Source organism: Phreatobacter sp. (genome assembly GCF_030691135.1).
Taxonomy (GTDB): domain Bacteria; phylum Pseudomonadota; class Alphaproteobacteria; order Rhizobiales; family Phreatobacteraceae; genus Phreatobacter.
This window is the reverse complement of sequence record NZ_JAUYFA010000099.1, coordinates 19778-45288: the sequence shown is the minus strand read 5'-3', so window position 1 is coordinate 45288 and position 25511 is coordinate 19778. Positions and strand designations below refer to the sequence as shown.

General features: G+C 69.0%; 25 protein-coding genes. 12 read left to right on the top strand and 13 right to left on the bottom strand.

Translation table 11 applies throughout. The annotated features are described in order from the left end of the window. Nucleotides 1–61: 61 nt before the first annotated feature. A complete protein-coding gene (locus Q8O26_RS18475; RefSeq protein WP_305578283.1) occupies nt 62–958 on the top strand; it encodes a patatin-like phospholipase family protein in 897 nt (298 codons plus the stop codon). Between the two features lie 2 nt (nt 959–960). Here Q8O26_RS18475 and mutL read toward each other — a convergent pair whose 3' ends face one another. Together mutL and Q8O26_RS18465 are read right to left on the bottom strand one after the other, a co-directional pair. After that, nucleotides 961–2763, bottom strand: a complete 1803-nt coding sequence (gene mutL / locus Q8O26_RS18470) for a DNA mismatch repair endonuclease MutL (RefSeq protein ID WP_305578281.1) — start codon at nt 2761–2763, stop codon at nt 961–963. Nucleotides 2764–2795: 32 nt separating this feature from the next. Further along, nucleotides 2796–4334 (bottom strand): EAL domain-containing protein, encoded by a 1539-nt coding sequence (locus Q8O26_RS18465; protein ID WP_305578279.1) that lies wholly within the window; start codon nt 4332–4334, stop codon nt 2796–2798. Between the two features lie 219 nt (nt 4335–4553). Here Q8O26_RS18465 and Q8O26_RS18460 point away from each other — a divergent pair, with 219 nt between their 5' ends. The 4 genes from Q8O26_RS18460 to Q8O26_RS18445 all read left to right on the top strand — a co-directional run bounded on the left by Q8O26_RS18460 (nt 4554) and on the right by Q8O26_RS18445 (nt 8638). Then, nucleotides 4554–5006, top strand: a complete 453-nt coding sequence (locus Q8O26_RS18460) for a MaoC family dehydratase (RefSeq protein WP_305578277.1) — start codon at nt 4554–4556, stop codon at nt 5004–5006. A gap of 86 nt (nt 5007–5092) precedes the next feature. Further along, nucleotides 5093–6058 (top strand): bifunctional riboflavin kinase/FAD synthetase, encoded by a 966-nt coding sequence (locus Q8O26_RS18455; protein ID WP_305578275.1) that lies wholly within the window; start codon nt 5093–5095, stop codon nt 6056–6058. A gap of 119 nt (nt 6059–6177) precedes the next feature. Then, nucleotides 6178–7887: a methyl-accepting chemotaxis protein gene (locus tag Q8O26_RS18450; RefSeq protein WP_305578273.1), complete on the top strand. Its 1710-nt coding sequence runs from the start codon at nt 6178–6180 to the stop codon at nt 7885–7887. 52 nt (nt 7888–7939) lie between these two features. Next, a complete protein-coding gene (locus tag Q8O26_RS18445; RefSeq protein WP_305578271.1) occupies nt 7940–8638 on the top strand; it encodes an FMN-binding negative transcriptional regulator in 699 nt (232 codons plus the stop codon). Here the strand turns inward: Q8O26_RS18445 and ubiA are convergent. Then, nucleotides 8631–9572, bottom strand: a complete 942-nt coding sequence (gene ubiA, locus Q8O26_RS18440; RefSeq protein WP_305578269.1) for a 4-hydroxybenzoate octaprenyltransferase — start codon at nt 9570–9572, stop codon at nt 8631–8633. The genes Q8O26_RS18445 and ubiA overlap by 8 nt on opposite strands. Before the next feature lie 7 nt (nt 9573–9579). Continuing rightward, nucleotides 9580–10065, bottom strand: coding sequence for a hypothetical protein (locus tag Q8O26_RS18435; RefSeq protein ID WP_305578268.1), 486 nt, complete (start codon nt 10063–10065; stop codon nt 9580–9582). A gap of 173 nt (nt 10066–10238) precedes the next feature. Between Q8O26_RS18435 and Q8O26_RS18430 the strand changes: the two genes are divergently transcribed. Together Q8O26_RS18430 and Q8O26_RS18425 are read left to right on the top strand one after the other, a co-directional pair. Next, nucleotides 10239–10985, top strand: coding sequence for a 16S rRNA (uracil(1498)-N(3))-methyltransferase (locus Q8O26_RS18430; protein WP_305578298.1), 747 nt, complete (start codon nt 10239–10241; stop codon nt 10983–10985). A 291-nt stretch (nt 10986–11276) separates the two neighbouring features. Then, nucleotides 11277–12398: a carboxylate-amine ligase gene (locus tag Q8O26_RS18425; RefSeq protein WP_305578266.1), complete on the top strand. Its 1122-nt coding sequence runs from the start codon at nt 11277–11279 to the stop codon at nt 12396–12398. A 7-nt stretch (nt 12399–12405) separates the two neighbouring features. On the opposite strand, the gene xseA is transcribed toward Q8O26_RS18425, so the two are convergent. After that, nucleotides 12406–13998: an exodeoxyribonuclease VII large subunit gene (xseA, locus tag Q8O26_RS18420; RefSeq protein ID WP_305578264.1), complete on the bottom strand. Its 1593-nt coding sequence runs from the start codon at nt 13996–13998 to the stop codon at nt 12406–12408. A gap of 119 nt (nt 13999–14117) precedes the next feature. Between xseA and purD the strand changes: the two genes are divergently transcribed. Genes purD through Q8O26_RS18405 form a run of 3 tightly spaced genes read left to right on the top strand, consistent with a single transcriptional unit; the run spans nt 14118 to nt 17327 of the window. Further along, nucleotides 14118–15410, top strand: a complete 1293-nt coding sequence (gene purD, locus Q8O26_RS18415; protein ID WP_305578262.1) for a phosphoribosylamine--glycine ligase — start codon at nt 14118–14120, stop codon at nt 15408–15410. A 59-nt stretch (nt 15411–15469) separates the two neighbouring features. Beyond that, entirely contained in the window at nt 15470–16381 is a 912-nt protein-coding gene (locus tag Q8O26_RS18410; RefSeq protein WP_305578260.1) for an alpha/beta fold hydrolase, read from the top strand. A gap of 55 nt (nt 16382–16436) precedes the next feature. Continuing rightward, complete coding sequence (locus Q8O26_RS18405; protein WP_305578258.1) at nt 16437–17327, top strand: TIGR01459 family HAD-type hydrolase; 891 nt, start codon at nt 16437–16439, stop codon at nt 17325–17327. 39 nt (nt 17328–17366) lie between these two features. Here the strand turns inward: Q8O26_RS18405 and Q8O26_RS18400 are convergent, their stop codons facing one another. Together Q8O26_RS18400 and Q8O26_RS18395 are read right to left on the bottom strand one after the other, a co-directional pair. Beyond that, the gene (locus Q8O26_RS18400; RefSeq protein ID WP_305578256.1) at nt 17367–18044 is read right to left on the bottom strand and encodes a protein phosphatase CheZ; all 678 of its coding nucleotides are present in this window, start codon (nt 18042–18044) and stop codon (nt 17367–17369) included. A 113-nt stretch (nt 18045–18157) separates the two neighbouring features. Then, nucleotides 18158–18541 carry a response regulator gene (locus Q8O26_RS18395; protein ID WP_106746950.1) on the bottom strand — a complete coding sequence of 128 codons (384 nt, stop codon included), beginning with the start codon at nt 18539–18541 and terminating at the stop codon, nt 18158–18160. A gap of 239 nt (nt 18542–18780) precedes the next feature. Between Q8O26_RS18395 and Q8O26_RS18390 the strand changes: the two genes are divergently transcribed. Together Q8O26_RS18390 and Q8O26_RS18385 are read left to right on the top strand one after the other, a co-directional pair. Next, the gene (locus Q8O26_RS18390; RefSeq protein ID WP_305578253.1) at nt 18781–19152 is read left to right on the top strand and encodes a DUF983 domain-containing protein; all 372 of its coding nucleotides are present in this window, start codon (nt 18781–18783) and stop codon (nt 19150–19152) included. Nucleotides 19153–19173: 21 nt separating this feature from the next. Next, nucleotides 19174–19974 carry an SURF1 family protein gene (locus Q8O26_RS18385; protein WP_305578251.1) on the top strand — a complete coding sequence of 267 codons (801 nt, stop codon included), beginning with the start codon at nt 19174–19176 and terminating at the stop codon, nt 19972–19974. Nucleotides 19975–19983: 9 nt separating this feature from the next. Here Q8O26_RS18385 and Q8O26_RS18380 read toward each other — a convergent pair whose 3' ends face one another. The 6 genes from Q8O26_RS18380 to Q8O26_RS18355 form a co-directional block, all read right to left on the bottom strand. Next, nucleotides 19984–21327, bottom strand: coding sequence for a pitrilysin family protein (locus tag Q8O26_RS18380; protein WP_305578249.1), 1344 nt, complete (start codon nt 21325–21327; stop codon nt 19984–19986). Then, nucleotides 21327–22670, bottom strand: coding sequence for a pitrilysin family protein (locus tag Q8O26_RS18375; RefSeq protein ID WP_305578247.1), 1344 nt, complete (start codon nt 22668–22670; stop codon nt 21327–21329). The genes Q8O26_RS18380 and Q8O26_RS18375 overlap by 1 nt, the downstream gene beginning before the upstream one ends. Nucleotides 22671–22840: 170 nt before the next feature. Beyond that, nucleotides 22841–23722: a cytochrome c oxidase subunit 3 gene (locus Q8O26_RS18370; protein ID WP_305578245.1), complete on the bottom strand. Its 882-nt coding sequence runs from the start codon at nt 23720–23722 to the stop codon at nt 22841–22843. A gap of 49 nt (nt 23723–23771) precedes the next feature. Then, complete coding sequence (locus Q8O26_RS18365) at nt 23772–24389, bottom strand: cytochrome c oxidase assembly protein (RefSeq protein ID WP_305578243.1); 618 nt, start codon at nt 24387–24389, stop codon at nt 23772–23774. A 7-nt stretch (nt 24390–24396) separates the two neighbouring features. Then, nucleotides 24397–24561 carry a CoxF protein gene (locus Q8O26_RS18360; RefSeq protein ID WP_305578241.1) on the bottom strand — a complete coding sequence of 55 codons (165 nt, stop codon included), beginning with the start codon at nt 24559–24561 and terminating at the stop codon, nt 24397–24399. 12 nt (nt 24562–24573) lie between these two features. Next, complete coding sequence (locus tag Q8O26_RS18355) at nt 24574–25479, bottom strand: heme o synthase (RefSeq protein WP_305578240.1); 906 nt, start codon at nt 25477–25479, stop codon at nt 24574–24576. Nucleotides 25480–25511: the final 32 nt, after the last annotated feature.

The window sequence follows — 25511 nt, the reverse complement described above, 5'->3', positions numbered from 1 at the left end:
GGCGAGGGCAAGTCGGCCAGCGGGCTCCCGCCATGCGGCTCGCTGGGCTAGACTTGGCACCATGACACCCACCGATCTCGCCCCCCGTCCGAAACCGTCCCAAGACTTCGCGCTGGTCCTCGGCGGCGGCGGCGCCAAGGGCCTCGCCCATATCGTGGTGATCGAGGCGCTCGATGAGCTCGGCATCCGTCCGCGTGAGGTCGCCGGCACCTCCATCGGCGCCATCATAGGTGCCTGCTACTGCGCCGGCATGAGTGGCGCCGAGATGCGGGACTACGCGCTCGGGGTGCTGCGGATGAAGCCGGACGTGCTGCGGGCGCTGTTCGCGGCGCGCGTCGGGCGCTTTTCCGACATGCTTCGCGGCGGCCTGACCAACCCGGTGCTGGTCGACGCGGAAAAGCTGCTCGCCGCCTTCCTCCCGCCGGTCGTGCCAGAGACGTTCGAGAGCCTCGTCACGCCGCTGACGGTGGTGGCGACCGACTATTATGCCCGCGTCGATGTCGGCTTCACCGACGGGCCGCTGGTCCCGGCGGTCGCCGCCTCGATGGCCATTCCCGGTGCCATCCGTCCCGTCCGCCACCGCGGCCACGTGCTGATCGACGGCGGCACCATCAACCCGGTGCCGGTCGACAGGGTAACGGCGGCGGTGACGCTCGCCGTCGACGTGCTCAGCGAATCGGGGACGGAACGGCAGATCGACGACGTCATTCCCGATCCCTGGGACGCCATGTTCGGCTCGGTGACGCTGATGATGCAGGTCCTCAGTGCCATCCGGCTCGCCGAACACCGCCCGACCATCCACCTGCGCCCGCCGGTCGACGCCTTCCGCGTGCTGGATTTCCTGCGCGCGGGGGAGATCATGGAAGCCTGCGAACCGGTCAAGGACGAGGTCAAGCGCCGGGTGACCCTGGCCCTGGAGGCGATCCCCGCCGAACTCGCCATCCGCGAGGGCCTGTGAACTCAGCGCCGCCCGAACAGCCGCTCCACGTCGGCGAGCGACAGCGTCACCGATGTCGGCCGGCCGTGGTTGCACTGGGCCGAGCCCGGCGTCGCCTCCATCTCGCGTAGCAGCGCGTTCATCTCGGCCGGCCGCAGCAGCCGCCCGGCCCGGACCGAGCCGTGACAGGCCATGGTGGCAGCGACCGCCATAAGCCGCTGCTCCAGCGGGCCGGTGCTGTCCCACTCGGCGAGGTGCTCGGCGATGTCGCGGGTCAGCGCCTCGGCGTCGACCTCACCGAGCATGGCCGGCGTTTCGCGCACAACGACGGCGCCCGGCCCGAAACCCTCGACGACGAGGCCGAAGGCCGCGAGATCGGCGGCGCGGTCGAGCAGGCGGGCGGCGTCGGTCGGGTCGAGTTCGACCACGACGGGGATCAGCAGCGCCTGGCGGGCGATGCCGGTCGCGGCCATCTGCCGCTTCAGCCGCTCGTAGACGAGACGCTCGTGGGCGGCGTGCTGGTCGACGATGACGAGGCCGTTCCGGGTCTGCGACAGGATATAGGTGCCGTGGACCTGGGCCCGCGCCGCGCCCAGCGGCCGGTCGAGATCATCGTCTGCGGGCGCGCCCTCGCCCGCCCGCGCATCGGCGGAGGGTGCGAGGTCGAGGGCGAAGCCCGCCTGGTCCGCCTCGCCGAAGCCCTGCCGGACGCCGGGCGGGAGCGGGCGGGACGGCGAGGCCCGCCAGTCCCAGCCGCGCGCCGGTACCGACGGACCCGCCGGGCGGAAGGCGGCGACGGTGGCCGCGCCGATCGTCGTCGCGGTCGCCGGGGAGGCCGCCGCGATGGCCTCACGGACCGCCGCCACGATGAGGCCGCGGACGAGGGCGGCATCGCGGAAGCGCACCTCGGTCTTGGCGGGGTGGACGTTGACGTCGACCTCATGCGGGTCAAGTTCGAGGAAGAGGGCGACGGCCGGATGGCGGTCGCGCGGCATGGTGTCGGCATAGGCGCCGCGCAGCGCGCCGAGCACCAGCCGGTCGCGGATCGGCCGGCCGTTGACGAAGAGAAACTGGCTCGCCGCCGTGGCCTTGCCGAAGGTGGGCAGGCCGGCGAAACCGAACAGCCGCACCGCACCGCGCCAGACGTCGATCGGCAGCGCGTTCTCGGCGAAGTCGCGGCCCGCGACGTCGCCGATGCGGGCGAGAAGCCCCGCCTCGCCGAAGGCCTGGGCCGGAAAGTGGCGGGTCGGGCCGTCGGCATCGGCGAGCGAGAAGGCCACCGTCGGATGGGCCAGCGCCAGGCGCTTCAGCACCTCGGCGACGGCGGTGGCTTCGGCGCGGTCGCTCTTGAGGAACTTCAGCCGGGCCGGCGTCGCGGCGAAGAGGTCGGCGATCTCCACCCGCGTGCCGGCAGCGAGCGCCGCCGGGCGGCATTCGCCCTTGCGGCCGGCATCGACGGTGAGCGACCAGGCATGGGGTTCGCCGGCATGACGGGTGGTGAGGGTGAGGCGGGAGACGGCGCCGATGGAGGGCAGCGCCTCGCCGCGGAAGCCGAGGGTTCGGATATCAAGGAGGTCCTCGTCGTCGAGCTTCGAGGTCGCGTGCCGCTCGACGCAGAGCGCGAGGTCGTCGCGGCCCATGCCGCTCCCGTCGTCGGCGACGCGGATGAGCCGGCGGCCGCCGGCTTCGATCAGCACGTCGATGCGCGAGGCTCCGGCATCGAGGGCGTTCTCTACCAGTTCCTTCACCGCCGCGGCGGGACGCTCGATCACCTCGCCGGCGGCGATGCGGTTGACGACACCTTCAGGGAGCTGGCGGACGACCATGAGAGTGATCCTAGCGCCCGGCGGCCCGGACGTCAGGACCGGTCACGGATCAGGGCCCGGAGCCCCGAGCCGCCGGCCGGCCGGCGCGATTCCCGCGACACCGCGCCCTGCGCCAGGACGGCGGCGCCGAGGGTCTGCGGCCGAGCTTCGGGCCGCGGCTCCGGCCGTTGATCGGCGCGCACCCGGGCGGCGGGTGCTGCCGCGGGAACCGGCGGCGATGCCGGCTCGGCCGTGGCCATGACCTCGGCCCGCACCGGACGCGGCTGCGAGAACAGCGCCCCCTGCGCGAACCTCACCTCGTAGTCGAGCAGGTCGACCACCACCGCTTCCGTCTCGACATCCTCGACCACGAGGTCGATGCCGTAGCGCAGGAACAGGCCGGAAAGATCGGCGACATGGATGGCGGCGCCGGTCTCGGAAGATCGCGCGATCATCAGCGAGGCCGGCACCTTGACGAGGCGGATGCCCTTGTCGGCGATGTCGCGCGGCTCGATGCGCAGGTCGCGGACGCCGTCCATGGCGAAGCGGAAACCCTTATCGGAGAGGCTGCGCAGGGTTTCGACATCCAGCGCGCTCATCGCACGCACGGTCGCCTGGGTGAAGCCGAGCACCAGCGAACCGGCGATGGTGCGCGAGGCCTCCAGCGAGGCGATCAGTTCCGAGGCGAAGGCCGCGTCCGCCAGCGACGATCCCGAGAGATCGCAGACGAGGCCGACGTCGCGGTTGCGGGCGGTGAGACGGCGGACGATCTGGACGCAGCGGCCGAGCACCTCGGCATCGAGGCCAGGCATGAGTCCGGCGTCGTCGGCGAGGCTCCGGTAGTCCTCGGGCAGCAGCACCTGCCCGTCGGCCGTGCGGATCCGCACCGAGGCCTGGTAGGAACGCACCTTGCGCTGCGGCAGGGTGACGATGGGCTGCAGGAAGAGCTCGTAGCGCTTGGCGGAGATCGCCTCGTCGATGACGGCAATGGCGTCTGAGCGGCCGAGGCCGGCGAACACTTGCGGCAGGTCGACGGGCGGCTGGCGGGCCTCGGACTGGCGACGCAACTGTGCGGCCTGCCGCTGCAGCACCTGGACGGGCGGCGATGGCGGCGCCTCGCGCATGACGGGAGCCGGCGGCGGTGCCGCCACCGCGGCCGGGGCCGCAGGAACCGTTTCCGGCGCGAAGCCGGCGGACTGGAGGATCGCCTCCTCGTGAAGCTGCAGCGTCTCGGCAAACTGCTTCACGATGGCTCCGAGTTCGTCGACCTCCGCCGCGAGCGGATCGCTCGCCGACCGCGACCGGTCGAGTGCCAAAGCCTCGAAACGCTCGACCCGCTCGGTCAGTTCGACGAGGTTGCGGGTCGCCTCGCCACTGGCCCGCGTCAGATCGGCGAAGCGGGCCTCGGCGGCGGTCCTGTCCGCGCCGATCTGCCCGGCGATATGGCCGATGACCATGGCGAGCAGCAACGCGAGCCCGACAGCTGCCGCCGATCCCGCGCCGACCGCTCCCACGGTGAAGGCGAGCACCGACGCCGACCCGGCGATCGCCACCATGCAGAGCGCGATGAAGTAGGAACCCGATCGGGGCATGTTGAGCCGAATGTGGTCCGCTGGCTGTTGATCCATGTCGGAGAATGCAACGCGCTGCGCTGATTCGTCTCGCATTTCCATGCGGCGAACCGGCTCAGGCGCGCTTCCCCACAGGACGCTGCCGCAATCTGCCGGAACGGTGGGGTCGTCAGCAGATGGTCTTATTGCGCTGCATCATCGCGGTGGCGAATGTGACGCCCCCGAAGAAGGTGCGCGCCCATGCCGATCCGCTCGATCCGGTCCCTGGCCTACGAGGACCTGACAACCGGCCTGTCCGAACTGGTACTGAAGACCGTGACGGACCAGGACGTCGTCGGCTTCGCTGATGTTTCCGGTGACCAGAATCCGATCCATCTCTGCGACGTCTATGCCGCGAAGACCCGGTTCGGGCAGCGCATCGCCCACGGCCTCTACACCGCGAGCCTCATCTCGGCGGTGATCGGCACGCGCCTGCCCGGGCCCGGCGCCGTCTACCTGTCGCAGACGCTGAACTTCCGGGCGCCGGTGAAGATCGGAGACGTCGTCAGGGTCCATGTCGAGGTGGCCGAACTGATCCCGGGGCGGCAGCGGGCGCGGCTCGCCTGCGAATGCGCCGTCGATGCGGCGGTGGTCCTGGAGGGCGAGGCCTGGGTTCGCGTTCCCTCGCGCGCCGAACTCGATGCGGCGGCCTGAGCCCGAACAGGCGGCTTGACGGGCCGGGCCGGCATCGGCAGGGTCCGCCGCGCCAAGCCCATGCCCATCGAAGCCCCGCTCCCGTCATGTCCCTGATCCTGCCGCCGCCACGGCCGACCACCGTCTTTCCGGTCCTGGCCCGCGGAGAAACCGTGCCGGACGCCCTGCGCGGCGCGGTCGTCGCCATCGGTAATTTCGACGGCGTGCACCGCGGTCACAAGCATGTGGTGGAGGCGGCGCGCGGCGCGGCGGCGAGGGAAGGACGGCCCGTTGTCGTCATGACCTTCGAGCCGCATCCGCGTTCCTATTTCCAGCCGGACGTCCCCCTGTTCCGGCTCAGCGACGCGGCGGCCAAGGTGCGCCTGCTGGCAGGGCTCGGGATCGACGCGCTGGCCGTGCTGCCTTTCGACCGGACCCTCGCGGAAACCTCCGCCGACGCCTTCGAAACGGGTCTGCTCGTCGAGTGGCTCGGCGCCGCGGTGGTGGTCGTCGGGCGCGATTTCCATTACGGCGCGCGGCGCGGCGGCAATGCCGAAACCCTCCGGAAGGCAGGGCTGGCCAAGGGCTTCGGCGTCGTGCAGGTCGAGGCGCTCGACAGCGACGCCGGAACCATCTCGTCGTCGGCGATCCGCCATGCCCTCGCCGCAGGCGATCTCGACGCAGCCAACGGGCAGCTCGGCCATTCCTGGTTCGTCTCGGCGACCGTCATCCACGGCGAGAAGCGCGGCCGCACGCTCGGCTATCCGACGGCGAACCTGCGGCTCGATCCCGCCTGCAGCCCGCGCCACGGCATCTACGCGGTGAAGGTCGGCCTGGACGGACGCTGGCTCGACGGCGTGGCGAGCTTCGGCCGCCGCCCGACCTTCGACAACGGCGCACCGCTGCTCGAGGTCCATGTCTTCGACCTCAACGAGAGCCTCTACGACCGCGAGCTCGACATCGTCTTCGCCGGCTATATCCGCGGAGAAGCCAAGTTCGATTCCCTGGAAGCCCTGATCGCGCAGATGGATCAGGACAGCCGGGATGCCCGCAACATCCTGAACCGGGGCTGATTCGTTGCTTTTTTCTCTCGATCCGATCCAATTTGGAATTACATACCCCGGATGTTGATCCGATCTTAACCACCGAGCCGTCCTACTATGACACCAGTCATTTTCAAGGACGGCTTTCCATGCTCTCCCGCCTTCCGGCACTCAAGATCGGCGGCAAGTCCGTCGCCTTCGTGATTCTCCTTCTCGCCATCACCGCCATCATCACAGTGGTCGCCGGCTGGTCATTGATCCAGTCGCGTAACAACGGGGAGGCTCAGCGCGATGCGCAGACCAATCTGCGCGGCCTGACGGTTCTCTTCGCCATGAGCCATGCCGACAGCCGCTTCGCGGTCGTCGCCGACCGGGTGACGGATCTGCGGGCCGGCGCGATGCCGACCTTCAGCGACCATTCCATCGTCGACCGCGCGGTTCAGGCGGTCGGCGGTGTCGCCACCATCTTCGTCACCGACGACAAGGGCCTCTTCATCCGCCGCACCACCAATGTGAAGAGGGAGAACGGCGACCGGGCCGTCGGCACGGCGCTCGCCGCCGATCATCCGGCGCAGACCCCGCTGAAGGCCGGCCAGCCCTATTACGGTCCGGCGACACTGTTCGGCCGCTCCTTCTACACGGCCTATCAGCCAGTCCTCGACTCAGCCGGGCGGGTCATCGGCGTGCTGTTCATCGGCATTCCCACCGCGGAGATGCAAGCCGAGGCGCTTCAGACGCTCTACGGCATGATCGCCGCCCTGCTCGCCATCGTCGTGGTGCTCGGCGGTCTCGCCGCCTTCGTCGTGCGCCGGGCGGTGAAGCCCCTGGTGGCGGCCACCAACTCGCTCGAGCGGGTCGCGGCCGGCGACCTCGACACCCCAATCGCCGCCTCCGCCCGCGGCGACGAGATCGGCGACCTGACGCGCGCCCTGCTGGTCCTGCGCGACAATGCCCGCGAGGCCAAAGCGGCCGAAGGCGAGCGCCTCGCCGAGGCGGAAGCCCGGGCCGAACGCGGCCGCCGGCTCGAAGCGGCGGTCATCGGCTACGAGAGGAGCATGGCGGCCCGTATCGCCGATGCGAATGCCGCGGTCGGCGGCCTCGACACCAGCGCCGCCGCGCTCGGTTCGGCCTCCGCCGCCATGTCGGGCAAGGTCAGCAATGCTTCGGGCGCCACCGACGAGGCCACGGCCAACATGCATGCGGTGGCGAGCGCCGCCCACCAGCTCGCCGCCTCCATCACCGAGATCGGCCGGCAGGTGTCGGCATCGTCGGAAGTGGCTGGCCGGGCCGTCAGGGAAGCGGGGGAAACCAGCTCGCGTGTCGCCGAACTCGACGGCGCGGCGCGCAAGATCGGCGAGGTTATCAGCCTGATCAACGCCGTCGCCCAGCAGACCAACCTGCTCGCCCTCAACGCGACGATCGAGGCGGCCCGCGCCGGCGAGGCCGGCAAGGGCTTCGCCGTCGTCGCCTCCGAAGTGAAGCAACTCGCCGGCCAGACCGCCAAGGCCACCGAGGAGATCGCCTCCCAGGTCAGCCGGATGCAGGCGGCGACCAACGCCACGGTGCAGGCGATCGGCGTTATCACCGAGACGATCGGCTCGATGGACCATATCACCACCGCCATCGCCGCCGCGGTGGATGAGCAGCAGGCCTCCACGGCCGAGATCTCGCGGGCGATCTCCCAGGCCAACAGCCACGCGGACCTCGCCCGGCGCTCGATCCTCGACGTCAGCGGCGCGGCCGCCGGCACCGGGAAGTCCGCCTCCGAGGTGAACGAGGCGAGCCGGCGGCTGGCCGGCTGCTCGACGAGCATCGAAGATGCGCTGAAGTCCTTCGTCGCCGAGGTGCGCGCCGCCTGATCAATGGGGCAGATCGGCCCCATGATGATGTTCCATTGGACCGGCCGGAACGATGATCCTATCGTTCCGGCCGTCTTGTTTTTCCGGCAGAAGGTTCGCGCCCGTGTATGTGCCCCCCTTGTTCGCGATGGGAGAGGAGGCCGAGGTGATGGCCTTCTGCAGCGCCCATCCCTTCGCCCTTCTGGTCACCCATGGCCGGCAGGGGCTTTACGCGACCCATCTGCCGGTGATCCTGAAGCGCGAAGCGACAGCCGGCGCGGCCTTCTTCGGCCATGTCGCCCGGGCCAATCCGCACTGGCAGAACACCGATTCGGGGTCCGAGGCGCTGCTCGTCTTCTCCGGGCCGCAGGCCTACGTCACCCCCTCCTGGTACGCCACCAAGAAGGAGACCGCCAAGGTCGTGCCGACGTGGAACTATGCCAGTGTCCATGTCCGCGGGCATGTGTCCTGGCCGCATGATGCCGCCTTCCTGCGCGAGAACCTCTCCGACCTGACGGACCGACACGAGGCCGGGCGCGATCATCCCTGGGCGATGTCGGACGCGCCGGACGATTTTCTCGCCATGCAGATGCGGGCGATCGTCGGCATGCGGTTTGCGGTCTCGTCCTTCGACGCCAAGATGAAGATGAGCCAGAACCGACCGGCGGCGGATGTCGACGGCGTCATCTCGGGCCTTGCGGCATCGGGCGAGGCGGGCGACGCCGCAGTGGCGGGTCTCGTCGCGGCGCTGCGCGGCGACAGGCTCAGGTGAAGGCGGCGATAAGCGCGGCCGCCATCAAACCGGCGAGTAAGATCAGCCCGGCGTCGCGGTTCGACTTGAACAGCCTCAGGCAAAGATCCGGATTGGCGATGTCGAGGGAGCGGACCTGCCACGCCAGGTGGACGGCGAAGGCCGCTAGCCCCGCATAGGCGATGAGGGGCGCGGCGAGCGCGAACAGCGCGGCGCCGAAGAGCCCCACCGCCGCGGCGTAGAACAGCGACAGATAGAGCGGGGTCTTCTCGCCGAAGAGCAGCGCCGTCGACTTGACGCCGACGATGGCGTCGTCCTCGCGATCCTGGTGGGCGTAGATCGTGTCGTAGCCGATGACCCAGAGGACGGAGCCGGCATAGAGCAGGATCGCGGCGGCATCGAGCCGCCCGAAGGCCGCCGCCCAGCCCATCAGTGCTCCCCAGGAAAAGGCGAGGCCGAGCACCGACTGGGGCCAGGAGGTGATGCGCTTCATGAAGGGGTAGACCGCGACCACCGCCAGGGAGGCGATGCCGACCGCCCAGGCGAAGGGCTGCCAGAGCGCCAGCAGCACCAGGGCGCCGAGGCCGATCTGAGCCGCGAGGAAGAGCTTGGCCTGTCGCGCCGTGACCTGGCCAGAGGGCAGAGGCCGCGATCGGGTGCGCTCGACCATGGCGTCGATGTCGCGGTCGACGAGGTCGTTGTAGGTGCAGCCCGCGCCACGCATCGCCACGGCGCCGACGGCGAAAAGCAGCATGTGCCAGAGGTTGGGAAGCGGGTGCCCCGCCGCCAGCGCGGCGAAGGCCGCCGACCACCAGCAGGGCAGCAGCAGAAGCCAGGAACCGATGGGCCGATCGGCACGGGCGAGCCTGAGATAGGGCCGCCAGGCGAGAGGCGCGTGGGTATCGACCCAGGAGCCCCGAACCGCGTCGGCGACCCGTCCGTCGGCGGCGGTCATCGCGGGATCAGAGCGCGCCGGGCGTGCGCAGGTCGAGTTGCGGCCGTCGGCCGGCATTGGGCGCGAAGGGATTGCCGCCGCCCGCCTCGGCCTGGCGGCGCTGGCGCTCCAATTGGGCGACGCCGTTGCAGGCCTGGGTCCGGTTGCGGGTGATGTTGGCGACGCCGGTGTTGACGTCGTTCATGATCTGCTCCGGCAGGCGGCAGAAATCGGCGTTGGTGGTCATCCACTGCTGCAGCCGGCGGAAGGAGGCCTGCGCGGTGGTCAGGGCCTGGCAGGCGCGCTGGGCATTGGCCTTGGCCTGTTCGAAGGTCGTCGGACGGCCGCGCGGAATCGCCGCCTGGGTCTGTTTCATGACCTCCTGGTGCGCGGTGATCATCGGCTGGAACTCGGCCTGGCAGATCTCGTTGGCCCGCGAGGCGCTGCCGCCCGCCATCAGAGCGGTGATGCCGAGAGCGGCCAGGGAAGTCTTCAACGCGTGGCGACGGTACATCGTTCGGCCCCTGAACACGTCCGCAGAGCGAGCGAGGTTGAGTGAAATCGAGAGGTTACATATCAATCCGTCAGCATCGTGGCAATGTGACGGCTGGTCCCGGAGGATCGGCAACGCCGGCGAGGCGAGGCGGGCACCGGCCGGAGACGGTCGGCGCAGGATGGGACCTGATGATGGCGGCTTATGATTTCAAGGCGATAAGGCTGTTCGTGGCCGGCCCCCTCGCGGCTGATACCGTCCTGCCCTGCGACCACGACCAGGCCAATTATCTCCTGAACGTGATGCGGCTCGATGACGGTGGGCGCATCGCCGTCTTCGACGGGGTCCACGGCGAATGGGCGGCGCGCCTGCAGCGCAACGGCAAGAAGGGGCTGTCCCTCATCGTCTTGGAGCGGTTGCGGCCACAGCCGGCCGGGAGCGATCTCCTCCTGCTCTTCGCGCCGCTGAAACATGCCCGTCTCGACTACATGGTGCAGAAGGCGGTGGAGATGGGCGTTTCGCGCCTCGTTCCCGTCATCACGCGCCACACCCAGGCGGCGAGGGTCAATCTCGATCGCATGAAGGCCAATGCGGTGGAGGCGGCGGAACAATGCGGCATCCTGACCGTTGCCGGGTGCGATGACACACAACCCCTCGCCGCCGCCCTCGCCGCCCTCTCCGCCGACCGGCTTCTCGTCTTCTGCGACGAGGGCGCGGCGATCGCCAACCCTGTCGCGGCACTGCAGGCGGCGGGATTGGCCGATGGTGGCCTCGCCGTCCTCATCGGCCCGGAAGGTGGCTTCTCCGACGAGGAGCGCGCCCTCATTTGCCGGCGCCCGCGCACCCTCGCCCTGTCGCTCGGTCCGCGCATCCTGCGGGCGGACACAGCGGCTGTCGCGGCGCTCGCGGTCGTTCAGGCGAGCCTCGGCGACTGGCGCTGAACGGAGCGGCACCGCCGCGAAACACCTCCGCCGCGAAGCGGCGATGGCCCTGACGACGGCTTTCCAGGTCGAAGTCAACGGATTTAAGTTCACGCGATCTTTCAATATGTTACGAAATCGTGGCATTCCGTGACCGGATCAGGCCACATTTTCGCCCCTCCGCCCGACAGCCTCTGAGCCACCGGCCAGCGCCCCGGACTGGGAGGGGCGCCCCGGCGAGCGGTCGCTTCTCGTCCGCTGCAACCCATCACGTGACGTCGATCTTTCCGACGTCGGTTCATGGAGACCAACATGTCGGACACCCGCCGATTTGGGATCGAGGAAGAGTTTTTCGTGGTCGATGCCGAGACCAAGGCCGTCATGCGGCGCATGCCGCAGGGCTTCTTCAGCGCCGCCAAGGAACGGCTCGGCGACCGCGTCGGCAGCGAGATGCTGCAGTCACAGGTCGAACTGACGAGTTCCGTCCATTCCTCCGCCGCCGCGGCGCGCAACGAGCTGCAGGCCATGCGCGGCACGCTCGGCGAGGTGGCGGCGCGCCACGGGCTCGCCGTGCTCGCCTCCGGCACCCATCCCACCGCCATGTGGGCGACCCAGCGCGCCAGCGACGCGCCGCGCTATGACAGCGTCATGCACGACCTGCAGATGCTGGGGCAGCGCAACATCGTCTGCGGCATGCATGTCCATGCCGAGTTCGAGGACCTGTCGCGACGCATCGACGTGATGGGCCGGCTGATGCCGACCATCCCGCTGATCATCGCCCTGTCGACCTCCTCGCCGTTCTGGCAGGCGCGGGCGACCGGGCTGATGGGCTACCGGCTCGCCGCCTATGACGAGCTGCCGCGCACCGGCCTCCCCGAAATGTTCAAGACCCAGGCCGAATACGACGATTACGTCTCGCTTCTGGTGGAGGCGCGGATCATCCAGGACTCCAGCTATGTCTGGTGGGCGGTGCGCCCCTCACGTCGCTTCCCGACGCTGGAACTGCGGGCGCCCGATTCCTGCACCAATCTCGACGATTCCCTGGCGATCGCCGCGCTCTATCGGTCGATGGTGCGCTACCTGCTGCGTCATCCCGACTATCGCTCCGATCTCTCGCCGCTGTCGCGGGCGGTGGCGCAGGAGAACAAGTGGCGGGCCCAGCGTTATGGCATCCACGGCTCCTTCGTCGACGAGGAGCGGCGCACCACCGTCTCGATCGCCGACGAGGTGCAGGAGACCGTGACGATGCTAGAGGAGGATGCGGAAGCGCTCGGATGCGGCGAGGACCTCGCCCGCTGCCTCGACATCTGCACGCGCGGCACCAGCGCCGACGGCCAGCTCACGGTGTGGAAATCGGCGCTCGGCCTCGCCGAGACCCCGCATGACGCGCTGCGGGCGGTGAAGACCTGGATCGCCCAGCAGACACTGCAATAGGCGGGCTTCAGAACAGGCTGCCCTGCCCCTCGCCGCTCTTGCGACCCTTCGGCTCGGCGCTGCGCGGCGCGGGCTTCGGCGGCGTGTGCGGGGCCTCGCCCTCGGCGGTCGCCTTGATGCGGCCGTCGGCGAATTCAAGCGCGAGAACCATGCCCGGCGCGATGGCGCTCGCGCTGCGCAGCGGCCGGCCCTCGCCGTCGCGGACCAGCGCGAAGCCGCGCGCCAGCACGCCCTGGTAGGAGAGCGCGGCGAGGAGCTTGTCGGCGCCGGCGAGCCTGTCGCGGCTGCTGCGCAGGATGAGGGCGAGTGCTCGCGGTGCGCGGGCATGCAGGCTGTCGAGGCGCTCGCGCGACCGCTCGATCCGGTCGGCCTGCGTCCGCGCATAGACGCCGAGCGAGCGGGACAGCCGCTCGGAAAACGTCTTGAAGACCTGCCGGCGCAGTTCGGTCCGCTGCGCCAGGGCTGCGGCGGCGCGCGCCGAGAGCGTTTCGATCCGGTCCCGGGAGCGGGCGATCCGCCCGGCCAGCAAGGCCGGCGACAACCGCCCCGCGGCGCGGACCAGCCGCGTCCGGTGAGCGCTCGCATTGGCCGCGAGCGCATTCGGGAGCCGCTCCGAGGCGGCGTCGAGGCGCTGGCGGGCCGCCTCCAGAAGGCGCTCGGCATCGGGCAGCGCCCGCGTCGCAGCACGCAGTTCGGTCCGCCTGCCTTCCATGCCGCGGGCGACCGATAGGACAAGGCGCCGTCCCAGACCGTTCGTCTCGGCAATGAGGTCGGCACGCACCGGTACCGCCATCTCAGCCGCTGCCGTCGGCGTCGGGGCGCGGCGGTCGGAGGCGAAGTCGATCAGCGTCGTATCGGTCTCGTGGCCGACGGCGGAGATCAGCGGGATGGCGCTGTCGAAAGCGGCGCGGACGACGATTTCCTCGTTGAAGCCCCAGAGGTCCTCCAGCGAGCCGCCACCGCGGGCGACGATGATGACGTCCGGGCGCGGCAGGTCGTCGTCGGGACCGATGGCGTTGAAGCCGCGGATGGCGTTCGCCACCTCGGCGGCGCTGCCCTCGCCCTGGACGCGCACCGGCCAGACCAGGACGGTGCGGGGGAAGCGGTCCTCGAGGCGGTGCAGGATGTCGCGGATAACGGCGCCGGTCGGCGAGGTGACGACGCCGATGACCTGCGGCAGGTAGGGCAAGGGGCGCTTGCGGGCAGCGTCGAACAGGCCCTCGGCGGCGAGCTTCTTGCGGCGTTCCTCAAGCAGCGCCATGAGCGCGCCGACACCGGCCGGCTCCAGGCTCTCGATCACCACCTGGTATTTGGAGGAACCGGGAAAGGTGGTGACGCGGCCGGTGGCGATGACCTCGAGGCCCTCCTGCGGCTTGAACTTCAGCCGCCCGTAGGTGCCCTTCCAGATCACCGCCTCGATGGCGGCGCCCTCGTCCTTGAGGCGGAAGTAGCAGTGGCCCGAGCCGCTCGGGCCCTTAAAGCCGGAGACCTCGCCGCGCAGCCGCACATAGCCGAAGGCATCCTCCACCGTCCGCTTGATGGCGGCGGAGAGATCCGAGACCGAGATCTCGGGCGTGTTGGACGGGACGGTGTCGGTCATGCGCGAAGCGAATCCGTTGCCGGACGGGGCACTCTTGTCTAGACGCTGCGGGACGAGGGTTGAAGGGGCGGCTTGCATCAGCCGATGTGCAGTTCGCCGGCCACCAGGCGGAGACAGCCATGAACGTGCTTCTGATTGGCGGCGGCGGCCGTGAACATGCCCTCGCCTGGGCACTGTCGGCGAGCCCGCTGCTGACGACCCTGCACTGCGCACCAGGCAATCCCGGGATTGCCGAGGTCGCGACGCTCGCGGCCATCGATGTCACCGACCACGCCGCCGTCATCGCCTATTGCCGCCGGCACGCCATCACCTTCGTGGTGGTGGGGCCTGAGGCGCCGCTGGTGGCCGGGATCGCCGACGACCTCGCGAGCGCCGGCATCAAGGTCTTCGGCCCGTCGCGGACGGCAGCCGAACTCGAGGGTTCGAAGGGCTTCACCAAGGACCTCTGCCGGGAATTCGCCATTCCCACCGCTGCCTATGAGCGCTTCACCGAGCCCGGCCCGGCGAAGGACTACGTGCGCCGCATGGGCGCGCCGATCGTCATCAAGGCCGACGGTCTCGCCGCCGGCAAGGGCGTGGTCGTCGCCATGACCCTCGACGAGGCGCTGGCGGCCGTCGACATGATGTTCGAGGGCGGCATGGGGGCGGCCGGCGCCTCGGTCGTCGTCGAGGCGTTCATGACCGGCGAGGAGGCCTCGTTCTTCGCCCTCTGCGACGGCGACCATGCGCTGGCGCTCGCCACCGCCCAGGACCACAAGCGCGTCGGCGACGGCGATACCGGGCCGAATACCGGCGGCATGGGCGCCTATTCGCCGGCCCCGGTGATGACGCCCACCCTGGTCGAGCGCACCATGGCGGAGATCATCCGGCCGACGCTCGCGGCGATGAAGGCCAGGGGCCGGCCGTTCAAGGGTGTCCTCTTCGCCGGTCTGATGATCACGGCGGAAGGGCCGAAGCTGATCGAGTACAATTGCCGCTTCGGCGATCCCGAATGCGAGGTGCTGATGATGCGGCTGAAGGACGATCTCCTGACGCTGCTGCTCGGCGCCGCAGACGGCCAGCTGAAGACGATGAGTGCACGCTGGTACGACGAGGCGGCGCTCACCGTCGTCATGGCGGCGAAAGGCTATCCCGGCACGCCGGAGAAGGGCACCGTCATCCGCGGCATCGAACGGGCGCGGGCGCTCGGCGGGGTCGAGGTCTTCCATGCGGGAACGGCGCTGAAGGACGGCGAGGTCGTCGCTGCCGGCGGCCGCGTTCTTGCCGTCACCGCCACCGGGCGCACGGTGACGGAGGCACAGGAGACGGCCTATCGGGCGGTCGACCTGATCGACTGGCCGGGCGGCTTCTGCCGCCGCGACATCGGCTGGCAGGCGGTGGCACGCGAGGGCGCAGCGCCCGCTCAGGATTGAGCCGGACCGCGGACGGCAAATTCGGCTATGCTCCCGACCGTGCGGACCAAGGAGCGCCCATGTCCACCTATGACCTGTTCCCCGGTTTCGAATCGCACTGGATCGACACGTCGATCGGCCAGATCTTCGCCCGCTCCGGCGGCGCGGGGCCGCCGCTGCTGCTGGTGCACGGCTTTCCGCAGACCCATGTCGAGTGGCACAGGATAGCGCCCGAACTGGCGAAACGGTTCACCCTCGTCATGCCGGACCTTCCCGGCTACGGCTGGTCGACGGCCCCGCGCGGCGGCAACGACCATTTCCCCTATGCCAAGCGCGACATGGCGAAGGTCCTGATCGAGGTGATGGAGACGCTTGGCCATGTCCGCTTCATGGCCTGCGGCCACGACCGCGGCGCGCGGGTAACCTACCGCATGGCGCTCGACCATCCCGGGCGGCTGGAGCGCATCGCACTCCTCGACATCGTGCCGACGCTCGTCATGTGGGAGCGCATCCGCGCGGCGCCGTCGCCGAAAACCGAGCACTGGATCTTCCTGTCGGGACCGGACGGGGTTCCGGAGGCGGTGATCGGGCGCAATCCCACCGCCTATCTCGAAGAGAAACTGTCGCTGTGGACCAAGACCGGCACGCTCGACGCCTATGACAACCGCGCCCTGCAGCACTACCGCGACTTCTTCAACGACCCCTCGCGCATCCATGCCTGCTGCGAGGACTATCGCGCCGGCGCCACCGTCGATCTCGCCGCCGACGCGGCCGACAAGGCGGCCGGGCGGACCATCGCCGTGCCGGCCCATGTAGTCTGGGGCGATGCTGGGATTCCCTCGGCCGGGACGAGCCCGCTGGAGGCCTGGACGGTCTTCGCGCCGAAGGCCACCGGCGAGGCAGTTGATTCCGGCCATTTCATCCCGGAGGAAAATCCCGCCGGCTGCCTGGCCGCCGTGCTGCCCTTCCTGACGGCGACGACCCTCGCCTGACGGCGGCGCAGCGGCGCGCTTGACCCTGCCGTCGCCGCCGCTTAACCCCGCTTTCATGACCGACGCCCTCGCCGCTCCCGCCCTTGCCCCGCCCGCGATCATCGGTGGACTCTCCGCCATCGCGGAGGGGTATGATCTCGTCTTCTCCGATGTCTGGGGCGTGCTGCACAACGGCATGAAGGCGCATCCAGCCGCCTGCGAGGCGCTGGTCGCCATCCGCAAGCGCGGTGTTCCGGTCATCCTCATCACCAATGCGCCGCGTCAGGCGCCCGTGGTGGTCGGCCAGCTCGACCGGCTCGGCGTGCCGCGCGCCGCCTACGATGCCATTGTGACTTCGGGCGATGTGTCGCGCGACTACATGCGCACGCGCCCGGGCGCGCCGGTGCACCATGTCGGCCCGCAGCGCGACCTCGTCGTCTTCGAGGGGATCGACACCCGTCTCGTCGGCATCGAGGAGGCGGATTATGTTGTCTGCACCGGTCTCGTCGACGACCGGACCGAGACCCCGGACGACTATCAGGAGCGGCTGGAGCGCATGAAGGCGCGCGACCTGTTCTTCCTCTGTGGCAATCCTGACAAGGTGGTGGAGGTCGGCCACGAGCTGATCTTCTGCGCCGGCGCCATCGGCGACCGCTACCAGTCGATGGGAGGCTCGGTGCTCTATGCCGGCAAGCCCTACGAGCCGGCCTATGAGGCGTGCTGGCGCTATGCCGAGCGCATCCTCGGGCACCGGCCAGACGGCCGCCGGGTTCTCGCCATCGGCGATGCGATGCGCACCGACGTCGCCGGTGCCATGCGCATGGGCTACGATTGCCTGTTCCTTGCGGAAGGTATCCACGCGGAAGTTTTGCTGGACGATGCCGGGCTCAGGACCGACGGTCTGGCCGCGCTGATCGCCGAGACCGGACAAAGCCCCCGTCACGTCATGCGCAAGCTCGCCTGGTAGAAGACCCGCCGCGATCGGACCGAAAGGTCCAGACCTGGATCAGGCGTCGGTGCTTTGCTTGGCGCCCTTCTTGGCGGGCTTGGCAAACAGGGCGTCGACGTCGTTCTGGTCCACGCCCTCGCCGTCGAGCTGAGGACCATGCAGGATGTTCTTCGCCTTGCGTTCCTCGCGCCGGCGCTCGTCTTCCGAGAGGTAGCCGTCGGCATCGGCGGCGCTGATGGCGTCGGCGAAGCGGGTGACGCGGGCCTCGATGTGCTTGAGCGTGTCGATGACCTTGGCGACGCGTTGACCGGTAATATCCTGGAACGAGCAAGCCTCGAAGATGAGCATCATGCGCTCGTCGACCATGGCCTTGTAGGCGACAGGATCGGAGGCGTCGGCCGCCATCAGTTCCTCGGCGGCGCCCATGATGGTGTCGGTGGCCTTCTCGGTCGCCTTCACAATGGCGTCGAGTTCCATGCCGGCGGCCGGGATGCGGCTGTGCTTGAGATCGTTCGGCTGCAGGCGACCGACCTCATGCTTCATGTTGGTGATGAAGGAGGCGATGTCCGAGAGCTCGCGATAGACCGACATGTCGATCGAGCGGAAGAAGCTCGACAGCGATTCGACGGTCACCTCGGCGAGGGCGACGACATCGCCGAGAGAGACGTCCCCGTTGCCCTTCGTCCGGATGAACTGGACGATGCGGTCGAGGTGCTCGGTGGAAACTTGCTTCATGGTGGCCCGTTCCTCAGGGACAGTAGCGGCGGCGCCTGTCCGGTCGGCTGGAATGCCCGCCCGAGCCCCGGCCCAGGCGGCCGGAGATCCCGGGCAGTCGAGGTTCAGGCCGGTCAGTCGGCGAAGACTGCGTCGATCTTGGCCTTCAGCGTTTGGGCGTTGAACGGCTTCACGATGTAATTGTTCACGCCGGCCTTCTTGGCGGCGATGACGTTTTCCGTCTTCGATTCCGCCGTGACCATGATGAACGGGGTGCGCGAGAGCGACCCGTCCGAGCGGACCTCCTTGAGGAGCTCGTAGCCGGTCATCGGCTCCATGTTCCAGTCGGAGATGACCAGCCCGTACTTCTTCTCCTTCATCTTGGCGAGAGCGGCCGAACCGTCGGACGCGTCGTCGATGTCGTCGAAGCCGAGTTGCTTCAAGAGGTTACGGATGATGCGGATCATCGTGTTGTAATCGTCGACCACGAGGATCGGCATCGAAAGGTCAACAGCCATCACACTGCTCCAAGCGCCGGCGCCAATCTTGTGGGACCGTTCCGGAAAATTTTTCAAACCGCACGCGTCGCGGCGATCGGTATGAAAATGCCTGTCAGCGTTGAAGAAGCAGTTAACGCGGCGTCTGGAGGACCGGGAAAAGTTAGCAGCATTGGCGCCGCGGACCTGCAATGCGAGACAGGGTTAGAAATTGGTTCGAAGGTCTTGGCAGGCTTGGGTGGCGTCGTCCCGGAGCGTCCATGACCTTTTACCAAGAGCAGTCTGCCGTTTCGACCGGTCTGCGCGGGCGCTGTCCGCGCTGCGGCGAGGGCCATCTCTTCGACGGTTTCCTGACGGTGAGGCCCCGCTGCGGCGCCTGTGATCTCGACTTCGCCTTCGCCGATGCGGGCGACGGCCCCGCGGTCTTCGTCATCCTGTTCGCCGGGTTCATCATCTGCGCACTGGCGTTGGTGGTGGAGGTCCGCCATTCGCCGCCTTTCTGGGTTCACGCCGTCATCTTCGGGCCGCTTGTGCTGGTCGTCTGCCTCGGCCTGCTGCGGCCGATGAAGGGACTGATGGTCGCACTGCAATATCGCCATGGTGCAAGCGAGGGCCGCCTCGACAGGGAGTGAAGCAGCGCCTATCTGCGCTGTATGACCCCGACATCCAACAGCCCCGCTCCCGTTTCGACCCTGCCGATGACCGGCCGGCTGAAAACCCTCGTCGTCCCCGGCATCGCCGCCCTGCTGGCGCTGGCCATTCTCGTCGTCCTCGGCGCCTGGCAGATGTCGCGGCTCGCCTGGAAGAACGGTCTGGTCGCCCAGGTCGAGCAGCGGACGCGGGCGCCCGCCATCCCGCTTCCCGGGCGCGACGCCTGGCCGCGCATGAGCGCCGCGCGCGACGACTACCGCCGGGTGACCGTCACCGGCCGCTTCCGCCATGACGCGGAGGCCTATCTCTACCATGTGGCGGGCGACAGCCGTCAGGCCGACGCGACACGACCGCGGGGACAGGGCTTCTTCGTCCTGACGCCGCTGGTGACGGCTGAGGGCGATACCGTGATCGTCAACCGCGGCTTCGTGCCGACGGACCGGCGCGATCCCGCCACGCGCGCGGCCGGACTGGTGGAGGGGTCCGTCAGCGTCACCGGCCTGATCCGCTATCCCGAAGAGCGCGGCGCCCTGGCGGCACCCGACGATCCGGCGCGGCGGACCTTCTACACACGCGACACCGCCGGGATCGGCCGCACGCTCGGTCTCGACGCCGCCGCTACGGCGCCCTTCTCCCTCGACGCCGATGCGGCGCCGGTACCGGGTGGCCTGCCGGTGGGCGGCGAAACGCGGCTCGTCTTCACCAACCGGCATTTCGAATATGCGCTGACCTGGTTCGGCCTCGCCCTGACGCTCGTCGGCGTCTTCGGCGCCTTTGCGTTCCAGCGGCTGCGGGGGCGCTGAGCGCGCCCCTCACATTCCCTCGGGCTTGCCGACCACGACGACCAGCAACTTCGGGTCGCCGAACAGCCGGCGCGCGACGCGGCGGACGTCGTCGATGCTGAGCGCATCGATGAGCCCGTTGCGGCGGTCGAGATAATCGGGTGGAAGGTCGTCGAGCTGCAGGCGAATGAGGTTGGAGGCGATCTGCGTCGACGTCTCGAAGCGCAGCGCCCATGAGCCGATCAGGTAGCGCTTGGCCTGTTCCAGTTCGAGGTCGGTCGGACCCTCGGCGCCGAGACGCTGCAACTCCGACGTGATCACGGCGAGGCTCTCCGCGGCGCGGTCGTTGCGCGTCGAGGTTCCGCCCGTCACGAGGCCCGTCGCATCGAAGGCGGCGAGACCGGAGGAGACGGAATAGGCGAGACCGCGCTTCTCGCGAACCTCCTGGTAGAGACGCGAGGAAAACCCGCCGCCGCCGAGGATGTGGTTGACGACGAAGGCGGGGATGAAGTCCGGGTCGTCGCGTTTCAAGCCGGGAAGGCCGAAGGAGATGGTCGCCTGCGGCACGTCCAGCGGAATGACCCGTCGCTGGCCGGTGCCGGCGATGACGGCCTCGGGCACGGGCGTGAGATCGGCTTTCGCCGGCAGGCTGCCGAAGACCATGTCGAGCAGCGGGGCGAGTTCACCGGCGGTGATATCGCCGACCACGGCGACCTTCAGATGATCGCGCGCCAGCATGCGGCGATGGAGCCCGGAGAGATCGGCTGCGGTGATGGCGCCGACGCTATCGAGCGTGCCGGCCCCGCGCCGGCCATAGGGATGGCCGGGAAAGGCCGTCGCCCAGAAGGTGTCGCTGGCGATGGAGCCGGCATTGGTCGAGGCGCGGCGGACGGAAGCGAGCACCGACTGGCGCATGCGCTCCAGCGGCGCCGTGTCGAAGCGCGGGCGCGTCAGGGCGAGCCGCAGCAGGTCGAGGGCCTCGGCGCGGTGCTCTGTCAGCGTGCGCAGCGAGCCCGAGAAGAGGTCGCGGCTGGCGGAGAAGCTGACCTCGATGGCGCGGTCCTGCAGGCGGCCGTTGAAGGCCTCCGAATCGAAGTCGCCGGCGCCCTCGTCGAGCAGGGCGGCCATCAGATTGGCGGTGCCCTCGCGGCCGGGCAGATCCTGTGCCGAGCCGCCCCGGAAGGCGAAGGAGACGGCGAGGACGGGCAGGTGCGTCTGGCGCACGAGCCAGGCCTCGATACCGCCGGGCGAGACGACGCGCTCGATGCGGCTCGCCTGGCTCGCGGGGGCCTCGGTCCGGGCCGAGGCGGTCGCTGTCAGGGCGGGCGTCATCATCAGGATTCCAGCGGCGAGGACTTGAAGGGCGCGGTGCATCAGCTGCGCTCCGCGCGCGCGAGCTCGCCCGTGACGGCGCGCGAGAAATCGAAGGCCCGCGGCGCCATGGCGTTGATCTGCTCGCGGCTGACAGCCCGGATGCGCTCCACCCATTGCTGCAGGTCTTCCATGGAGGAGCCGCTGGTGAGGGCGGCGCCATACATGCGGGCCATCGAGGCCTGGCTGTCCTGCGAATAGACCGACTCGGCGATGAGCCGCGTCTTGGCGCGGGCGATCTCGTCGTCACGGACCCCCTCTCCGGCGACGCGCGCGGCGACCTCCAGCATCGCCGTCTCCAGCGTCTCGATGCTGACGCCGGGACGCGGCGCGGCGTGCATGCCGAACCGGCCGTCGCCGAGGGCGGAACCGGCATAGAAGCAGCCGGCGCTGACCGCCATCTCCCTGTCGGAGACGAGCGTCTTGTAGATCCGGCCATTGGGCGAGGTCCCGACCACCTGGGCGAGCACCTCGAGGGCCTCGGCCTCACCGGGCCTCGCCGAACGGTAGGACGGGACGACGTGGGTGTGGCTCAGGCTCGGCTGCCGGACACGCTGGTCGGCGAGACGCACCCTTTCGCGCGTCGTGCGGGCGATCGCCGGCGGCCGGGTGCGGGCCACGATGCGCGGATTGGCGTCCATCCGGCCGTAGGTCTCGGCGGCGAGCCGGAAGACGGTGTCGGAGCTGACGTCGCCAGCGACCACGAGGATGGCATTGTTCGGCGCGTAATGGCGGCGGTAGAAGGCCATCGCATCATCGAGATTGAGCTGCCGGATCTCGTGCTCGAAGCCGATGATCGGGATGCCGTAGGGGTGGGTCTCGCCCCAGAGGCGGGCCTGCATCCGCTCGCCGAGGCGCGCGCCCGGCTCGTTGTCGATGCGCTGGCGGCGCTCCTCGAGGACCACGTCGCGCTCGGGCAGGACGACGGCGTCGGTGAGCACGAGGCCGGTCATGCGGTCGGCCTCGAAGTCCATCATGACCGGCAGTTGCTCGCGGGCGATGCGCTGGAAATAGCCGGTATAGTCGTAGGAGGTGAAGGCGTTCTCCTGGCCGCCTGCTGCCGAGATGGCCCGCGAGAAGACCGGCGCCGGGTTGCGGGTCGTTCCCTTGAACAACAGGTGCTCGAGAAAATGGGCGAGGCCGGACTTGCCCGGCTCCTCGTCGGCCGAGCCGACCTTGTACCAGAGCATGTGGGTGACCACCGGTACGCGGTGATCGGGGATTGCGACGACCTCGAGGCCGTTGGCCAGGACGTGGCGATAGGCGCGCTCGACCGGAACGGCGGCCTGCGCCGCCGAAGGCAGCAGCGCCGGCGCGGCGAGGGCCGACAGGGCCGTCGTGAACATCCGTCGTGTCATCGGCATCGCACCACCATCATCGCGGGTTCCCGAACGGCATTGAGCCATGGATCGCCCCGTAGAGACACATGACAAGCCCGTGACCGGAACGGACCGCCCCGCCCACGGAAAAGGGCGGCCGAAGCCGCCCTTTTGAGGTCAGGTCCGAAGCCGGACGATCAATGGCCGGCCGCGCCGGCGAGCGCGCGGCCCGCCCAGTCATGGCCCCAGACATAGATCGCGGCGAAGAGGAACAGCCAGACCACGTCGACGAAGTGCCAGTACCAGGCCGCCGATTCGAAGCCGAAATGCTTCTCCGGGGTCAGGTGGGTTTCCCGGTAGAGGCGCAACACGCAGACCAGCAGGAAGATGGTGCCGACGACGACATGGAAGCCGTGGAAGCCGGTCGCCATGAAGAAGGTGGCGCCGTAGATGTTGCCGGAGAAGCTGAAATAGGCGTGGGTGTACTCGTAGATCTGGAGGCAGGTGAAGAGGACGCCGAGGACGACCGTGAACCACAGGTACATCTTGGCCTGCTCGCGCTCGCCGGTGACGATGTAGTGATGCGCGGCGGTGACCGTCGTGCCCGACAGCAGCAGAACCAGGGTGCCAAGCAGGGGGAGCTGCAGCGGATTGAAGGTCGCGATGCCCTTCGGCGGCCAGTGACCACCGGTCAGCTCGGTGCGCTGGTACTGGATAGCCTCGCCGGGGAAGAAGGCGGCGTCGAAGTAGGCCCAGAACCAGGCGACGAAGAACATCACCTCCGAGGCGATGAACATGATCATGCCGTAGCGCAGGTGCAGCGACACGACGCGGGTGTGATGGCCTTCCTGACCCTCGCGGATGACGTCCGACCACCAGCCGAACATCGTGTAGAGAACGCCGATGAGGCCGGCGGAGAAGAGCACCCAGCCGAGCTGGAGCCCGGCGAGCGGCATGGCCTTCATCCACATGACCGCGCCGACGGCCATGACGAAGGCCGACATCGAGCCGATGAACGGCCAGGGGCTCAGGGGCACCAGGTGGTAGTCGTGCTGCTGCTTGGCGTGGGCCTCGGCCATTGAAGTCTCCGTATGGCTCTCCGTGACGGTATCCCGTCACGGCGGTCAATCAGTTGGACCGCGAAACAGGCGTCGGCGCGGCGCTCTGAGCGACGGGCCTCGGCGGCTGATTCTGACGGTAGAAGGTATAGCTCAGCGTGATCGTGTTGGCAGTGCGCGCCGACGGATCATCGACGATCGCGGGATCGACGAAATAGACGACGGTAAACTCGCGCGACTCGCCAGGGGCGAGCGTCTGCTCGGTGAAGCAGAAACATTCAAGCTTGTTGAAGAAGCGGCCCGTCTCATAGGGGGCGACGTTGTAGGTCGCCATGCCGGTGACCGGCACGTCCGCCATGTTGGTGACCCGGTAGGTCATCGTATGGGTCTCGCCCGCCTTGATCGAATGGCGGGTGGTATCGACCTGGAAGCGCCAGGGCAGTCCGGCGCCGATATTCGAATCGAAGCGGATGTCGACGGGGTGATCGATGACGCGGTCGGCGGGCCTTTCGGCACGCATCGTCGTGCCGCCGAAACCGGTGACGCGGCAGAACAGGTCATAGAGCGGAACGGCGGCATAGGCGGCGCCGAACATCGCCGCGCCGAAGGCGAAGGCCGACAGAGCGACCTTGATGTCGCGCTTCCAGTCGCGGGCGCGGGGGGAGATCTCGACGGGCATATCGCTCATATGCGCCTCACATCGGCCGCTGGAGAATAGCGGCCCCTTTGACGATGGTGACGACCCAGAAGATCACGCAGAGCCCGGCCAGGGCAAAAGCGATGGCGAGGTTGCGTTGACGTTGGCGGCGTTTTTCCTCGGGCGTCAGCACGATGCCGGCTTCGGTGGGATGGTCGACCATGGTGGTGCCTCCTCAGAGGATCCGCGCCAGGACGCCCTGCTCGACGAGGAGCACGGCGAAGAGCGCGAACAGATAGAGGATCGAGAAGGCGAACATGCGACCGGACGCCTTGCGGGCCGGCGCGCCTTCCCGGCGACGATAGATTTCGATGGCGAGCCAGATCATGCCGAGGCCACCGGCCGCCGCGACCAGCCCGTAGGTGAGCCCGGCGAAGCCGAGGAACCAGGGCGCCATGCCGACGGGGGCGAGGACAAGCGTATAGAGCAGGATCTGGCGGCGCGTCTCCGCTTCGCCGCAGGCGACGGGGAGCATCGGAACGCCGGCGCGCGCGTAATCTTCCGACTTGATCAGCGCCAGCGCCCAGAAATGGGGCGGCGTCCAGATGAAGATGATGAGGAAGAGCACGAAGGATTCGAGCGAGATGGACCCGGTGACGGCGGCCCAGCCGATCATCGGCGGAAAGGCGCCGGCAGCACCGCCGATGACGATGTTCTGCGGCGTCCAGCGCTTCAGCCACATCGTGTAGACGACGGCGTAGAAGAAGATCGTGAAGGCGAGCAGGCCGGCGGCGAGCCAGTTGGCGACGAGGCCGAGCACGAGGACCGACAGCACCGACAGCACCAGACCGAAGGCGAGCGCCTCGCCCGGCGTGACGCGGCCGGAGGGGATGGGCCGCGTGGCGGTCCGGCCCATGAGCGCATCGATGTCGGCGTCGTACCACATGTTCAAGGCGCCGGAGGCGCCGGCACCGACCGCGATGCACAGGAGGCTGATCGCCGCCAGCACCGGATGCACGCCGACCGGCGCGATGACGATCCCGGTCAAAGCCGTGAAGACGACGAGCGACATGACCCGCGGCTTCAGGAGGGCAATGAAGTCCCGCGGCTCGGCCTGGCTGACCAGGGCGGAGCGGTTCATGCTCGCAGTGTCGTCGACGAGGGACAAAACGG

Bases quoted from the DNA above. Each gene is read 5' to 3' on its own strand.
- ubiA (WP_305578269.1), bottom strand. From the start codon at position 9,572: ATGACCGCCGCCGACGGACGGGTCGCCGACGCGGTTCGGGGCTCCTGG.
- mutL (WP_305578281.1), bottom strand. From the start codon at position 2,763: ATGGTCGTCCGCCAGCTCCCTGAAGGTGTCGTCAACCGCATCGCCGCC.
- Q8O26_RS18410 (WP_305578260.1), top strand. From the start codon at position 15,470: ATGTCCACCTATGACCTGTTCCCCGGTTTCGAATCGCACTGGATCGAC.
- Q8O26_RS18405 (WP_305578258.1), top strand. From the start codon at position 16,437: ATGACCGACGCCCTCGCCGCTCCCGCCCTTGCCCCGCCCGCGATCATC.
- Q8O26_RS18360 (WP_305578241.1), bottom strand. From the start codon at position 24,561: ATGGTCGACCATCCCACCGAAGCCGGCATCGTGCTGACGCCCGAGGAA.
- Q8O26_RS18465 (WP_305578279.1), bottom strand. From the start codon at position 4,334: ATGCCCCGATCGGGTTCCTACTTCATCGCGCTCTGCATGGTGGCGATC.
- Q8O26_RS18445 (WP_305578271.1), top strand. From the start codon at position 7,940: ATGATCCTATCGTTCCGGCCGTCTTGTTTTTCCGGCAGAAGGTTCGCG.
- Q8O26_RS18475 (WP_305578283.1), top strand. From the start codon at position 62: ATGACACCCACCGATCTCGCCCCCCGTCCGAAACCGTCCCAAGACTTC.
- Q8O26_RS18395 (WP_106746950.1), bottom strand. From the start codon at position 18,541: ATGGCTGTTGACCTTTCGATGCCGATCCTCGTGGTCGACGATTACAAC.
- Q8O26_RS18385 (WP_305578251.1), top strand. From the start codon at position 19,174: ATGACCCCGACATCCAACAGCCCCGCTCCCGTTTCGACCCTGCCGATG.
- Q8O26_RS18355 (WP_305578240.1), bottom strand. From the start codon at position 25,479: ATGAACCGCTCCGCCCTGGTCAGCCAGGCCGAGCCGCGGGACTTCATT.
- Q8O26_RS18435 (WP_305578268.1), bottom strand. From the start codon at position 10,065: ATGTACCGTCGCCACGCGTTGAAGACTTCCCTGGCCGCTCTCGGCATC.
- Q8O26_RS18430 (WP_305578298.1), top strand. From the start codon at position 10,239: ATGGCGGCTTATGATTTCAAGGCGATAAGGCTGTTCGTGGCCGGCCCC.
- Q8O26_RS18375 (WP_305578247.1), bottom strand. From the start codon at position 22,670: ATGTTCACGACGGCCCTGTCGGCCCTCGCCGCGCCGGCGCTGCTGCCT.
- Q8O26_RS18365 (WP_305578243.1), bottom strand. From the start codon at position 24,389: ATGAGCGATATGCCCGTCGAGATCTCCCCCCGCGCCCGCGACTGGAAG.
- purD (WP_305578262.1), top strand. From the start codon at position 14,118: ATGAACGTGCTTCTGATTGGCGGCGGCGGCCGTGAACATGCCCTCGCC.
- Q8O26_RS18390 (WP_305578253.1), top strand. From the start codon at position 18,781: ATGACCTTTTACCAAGAGCAGTCTGCCGTTTCGACCGGTCTGCGCGGG.
- Q8O26_RS18460 (WP_305578277.1), top strand. From the start codon at position 4,554: ATGCCGATCCGCTCGATCCGGTCCCTGGCCTACGAGGACCTGACAACC.
- Q8O26_RS18450 (WP_305578273.1), top strand. From the start codon at position 6,178: ATGCTCTCCCGCCTTCCGGCACTCAAGATCGGCGGCAAGTCCGTCGCC.
- Q8O26_RS18425 (WP_305578266.1), top strand. From the start codon at position 11,277: ATGTCGGACACCCGCCGATTTGGGATCGAGGAAGAGTTTTTCGTGGTC.
- Q8O26_RS18380 (WP_305578249.1), bottom strand. From the start codon at position 21,327: ATGCACCGCGCCCTTCAAGTCCTCGCCGCTGGAATCCTGATGATGACG.
- Q8O26_RS18400 (WP_305578256.1), bottom strand. From the start codon at position 18,044: ATGAAGCAAGTTTCCACCGAGCACCTCGACCGCATCGTCCAGTTCATC.
- Q8O26_RS18370 (WP_305578245.1), bottom strand. From the start codon at position 23,722: ATGGCCGAGGCCCACGCCAAGCAGCAGCACGACTACCACCTGGTGCCC.
- Q8O26_RS18455 (WP_305578275.1), top strand. From the start codon at position 5,093: ATGTCCCTGATCCTGCCGCCGCCACGGCCGACCACCGTCTTTCCGGTC.
- xseA (WP_305578264.1), bottom strand. From the start codon at position 13,998: ATGACCGACACCGTCCCGTCCAACACGCCCGAGATCTCGGTCTCGGAT.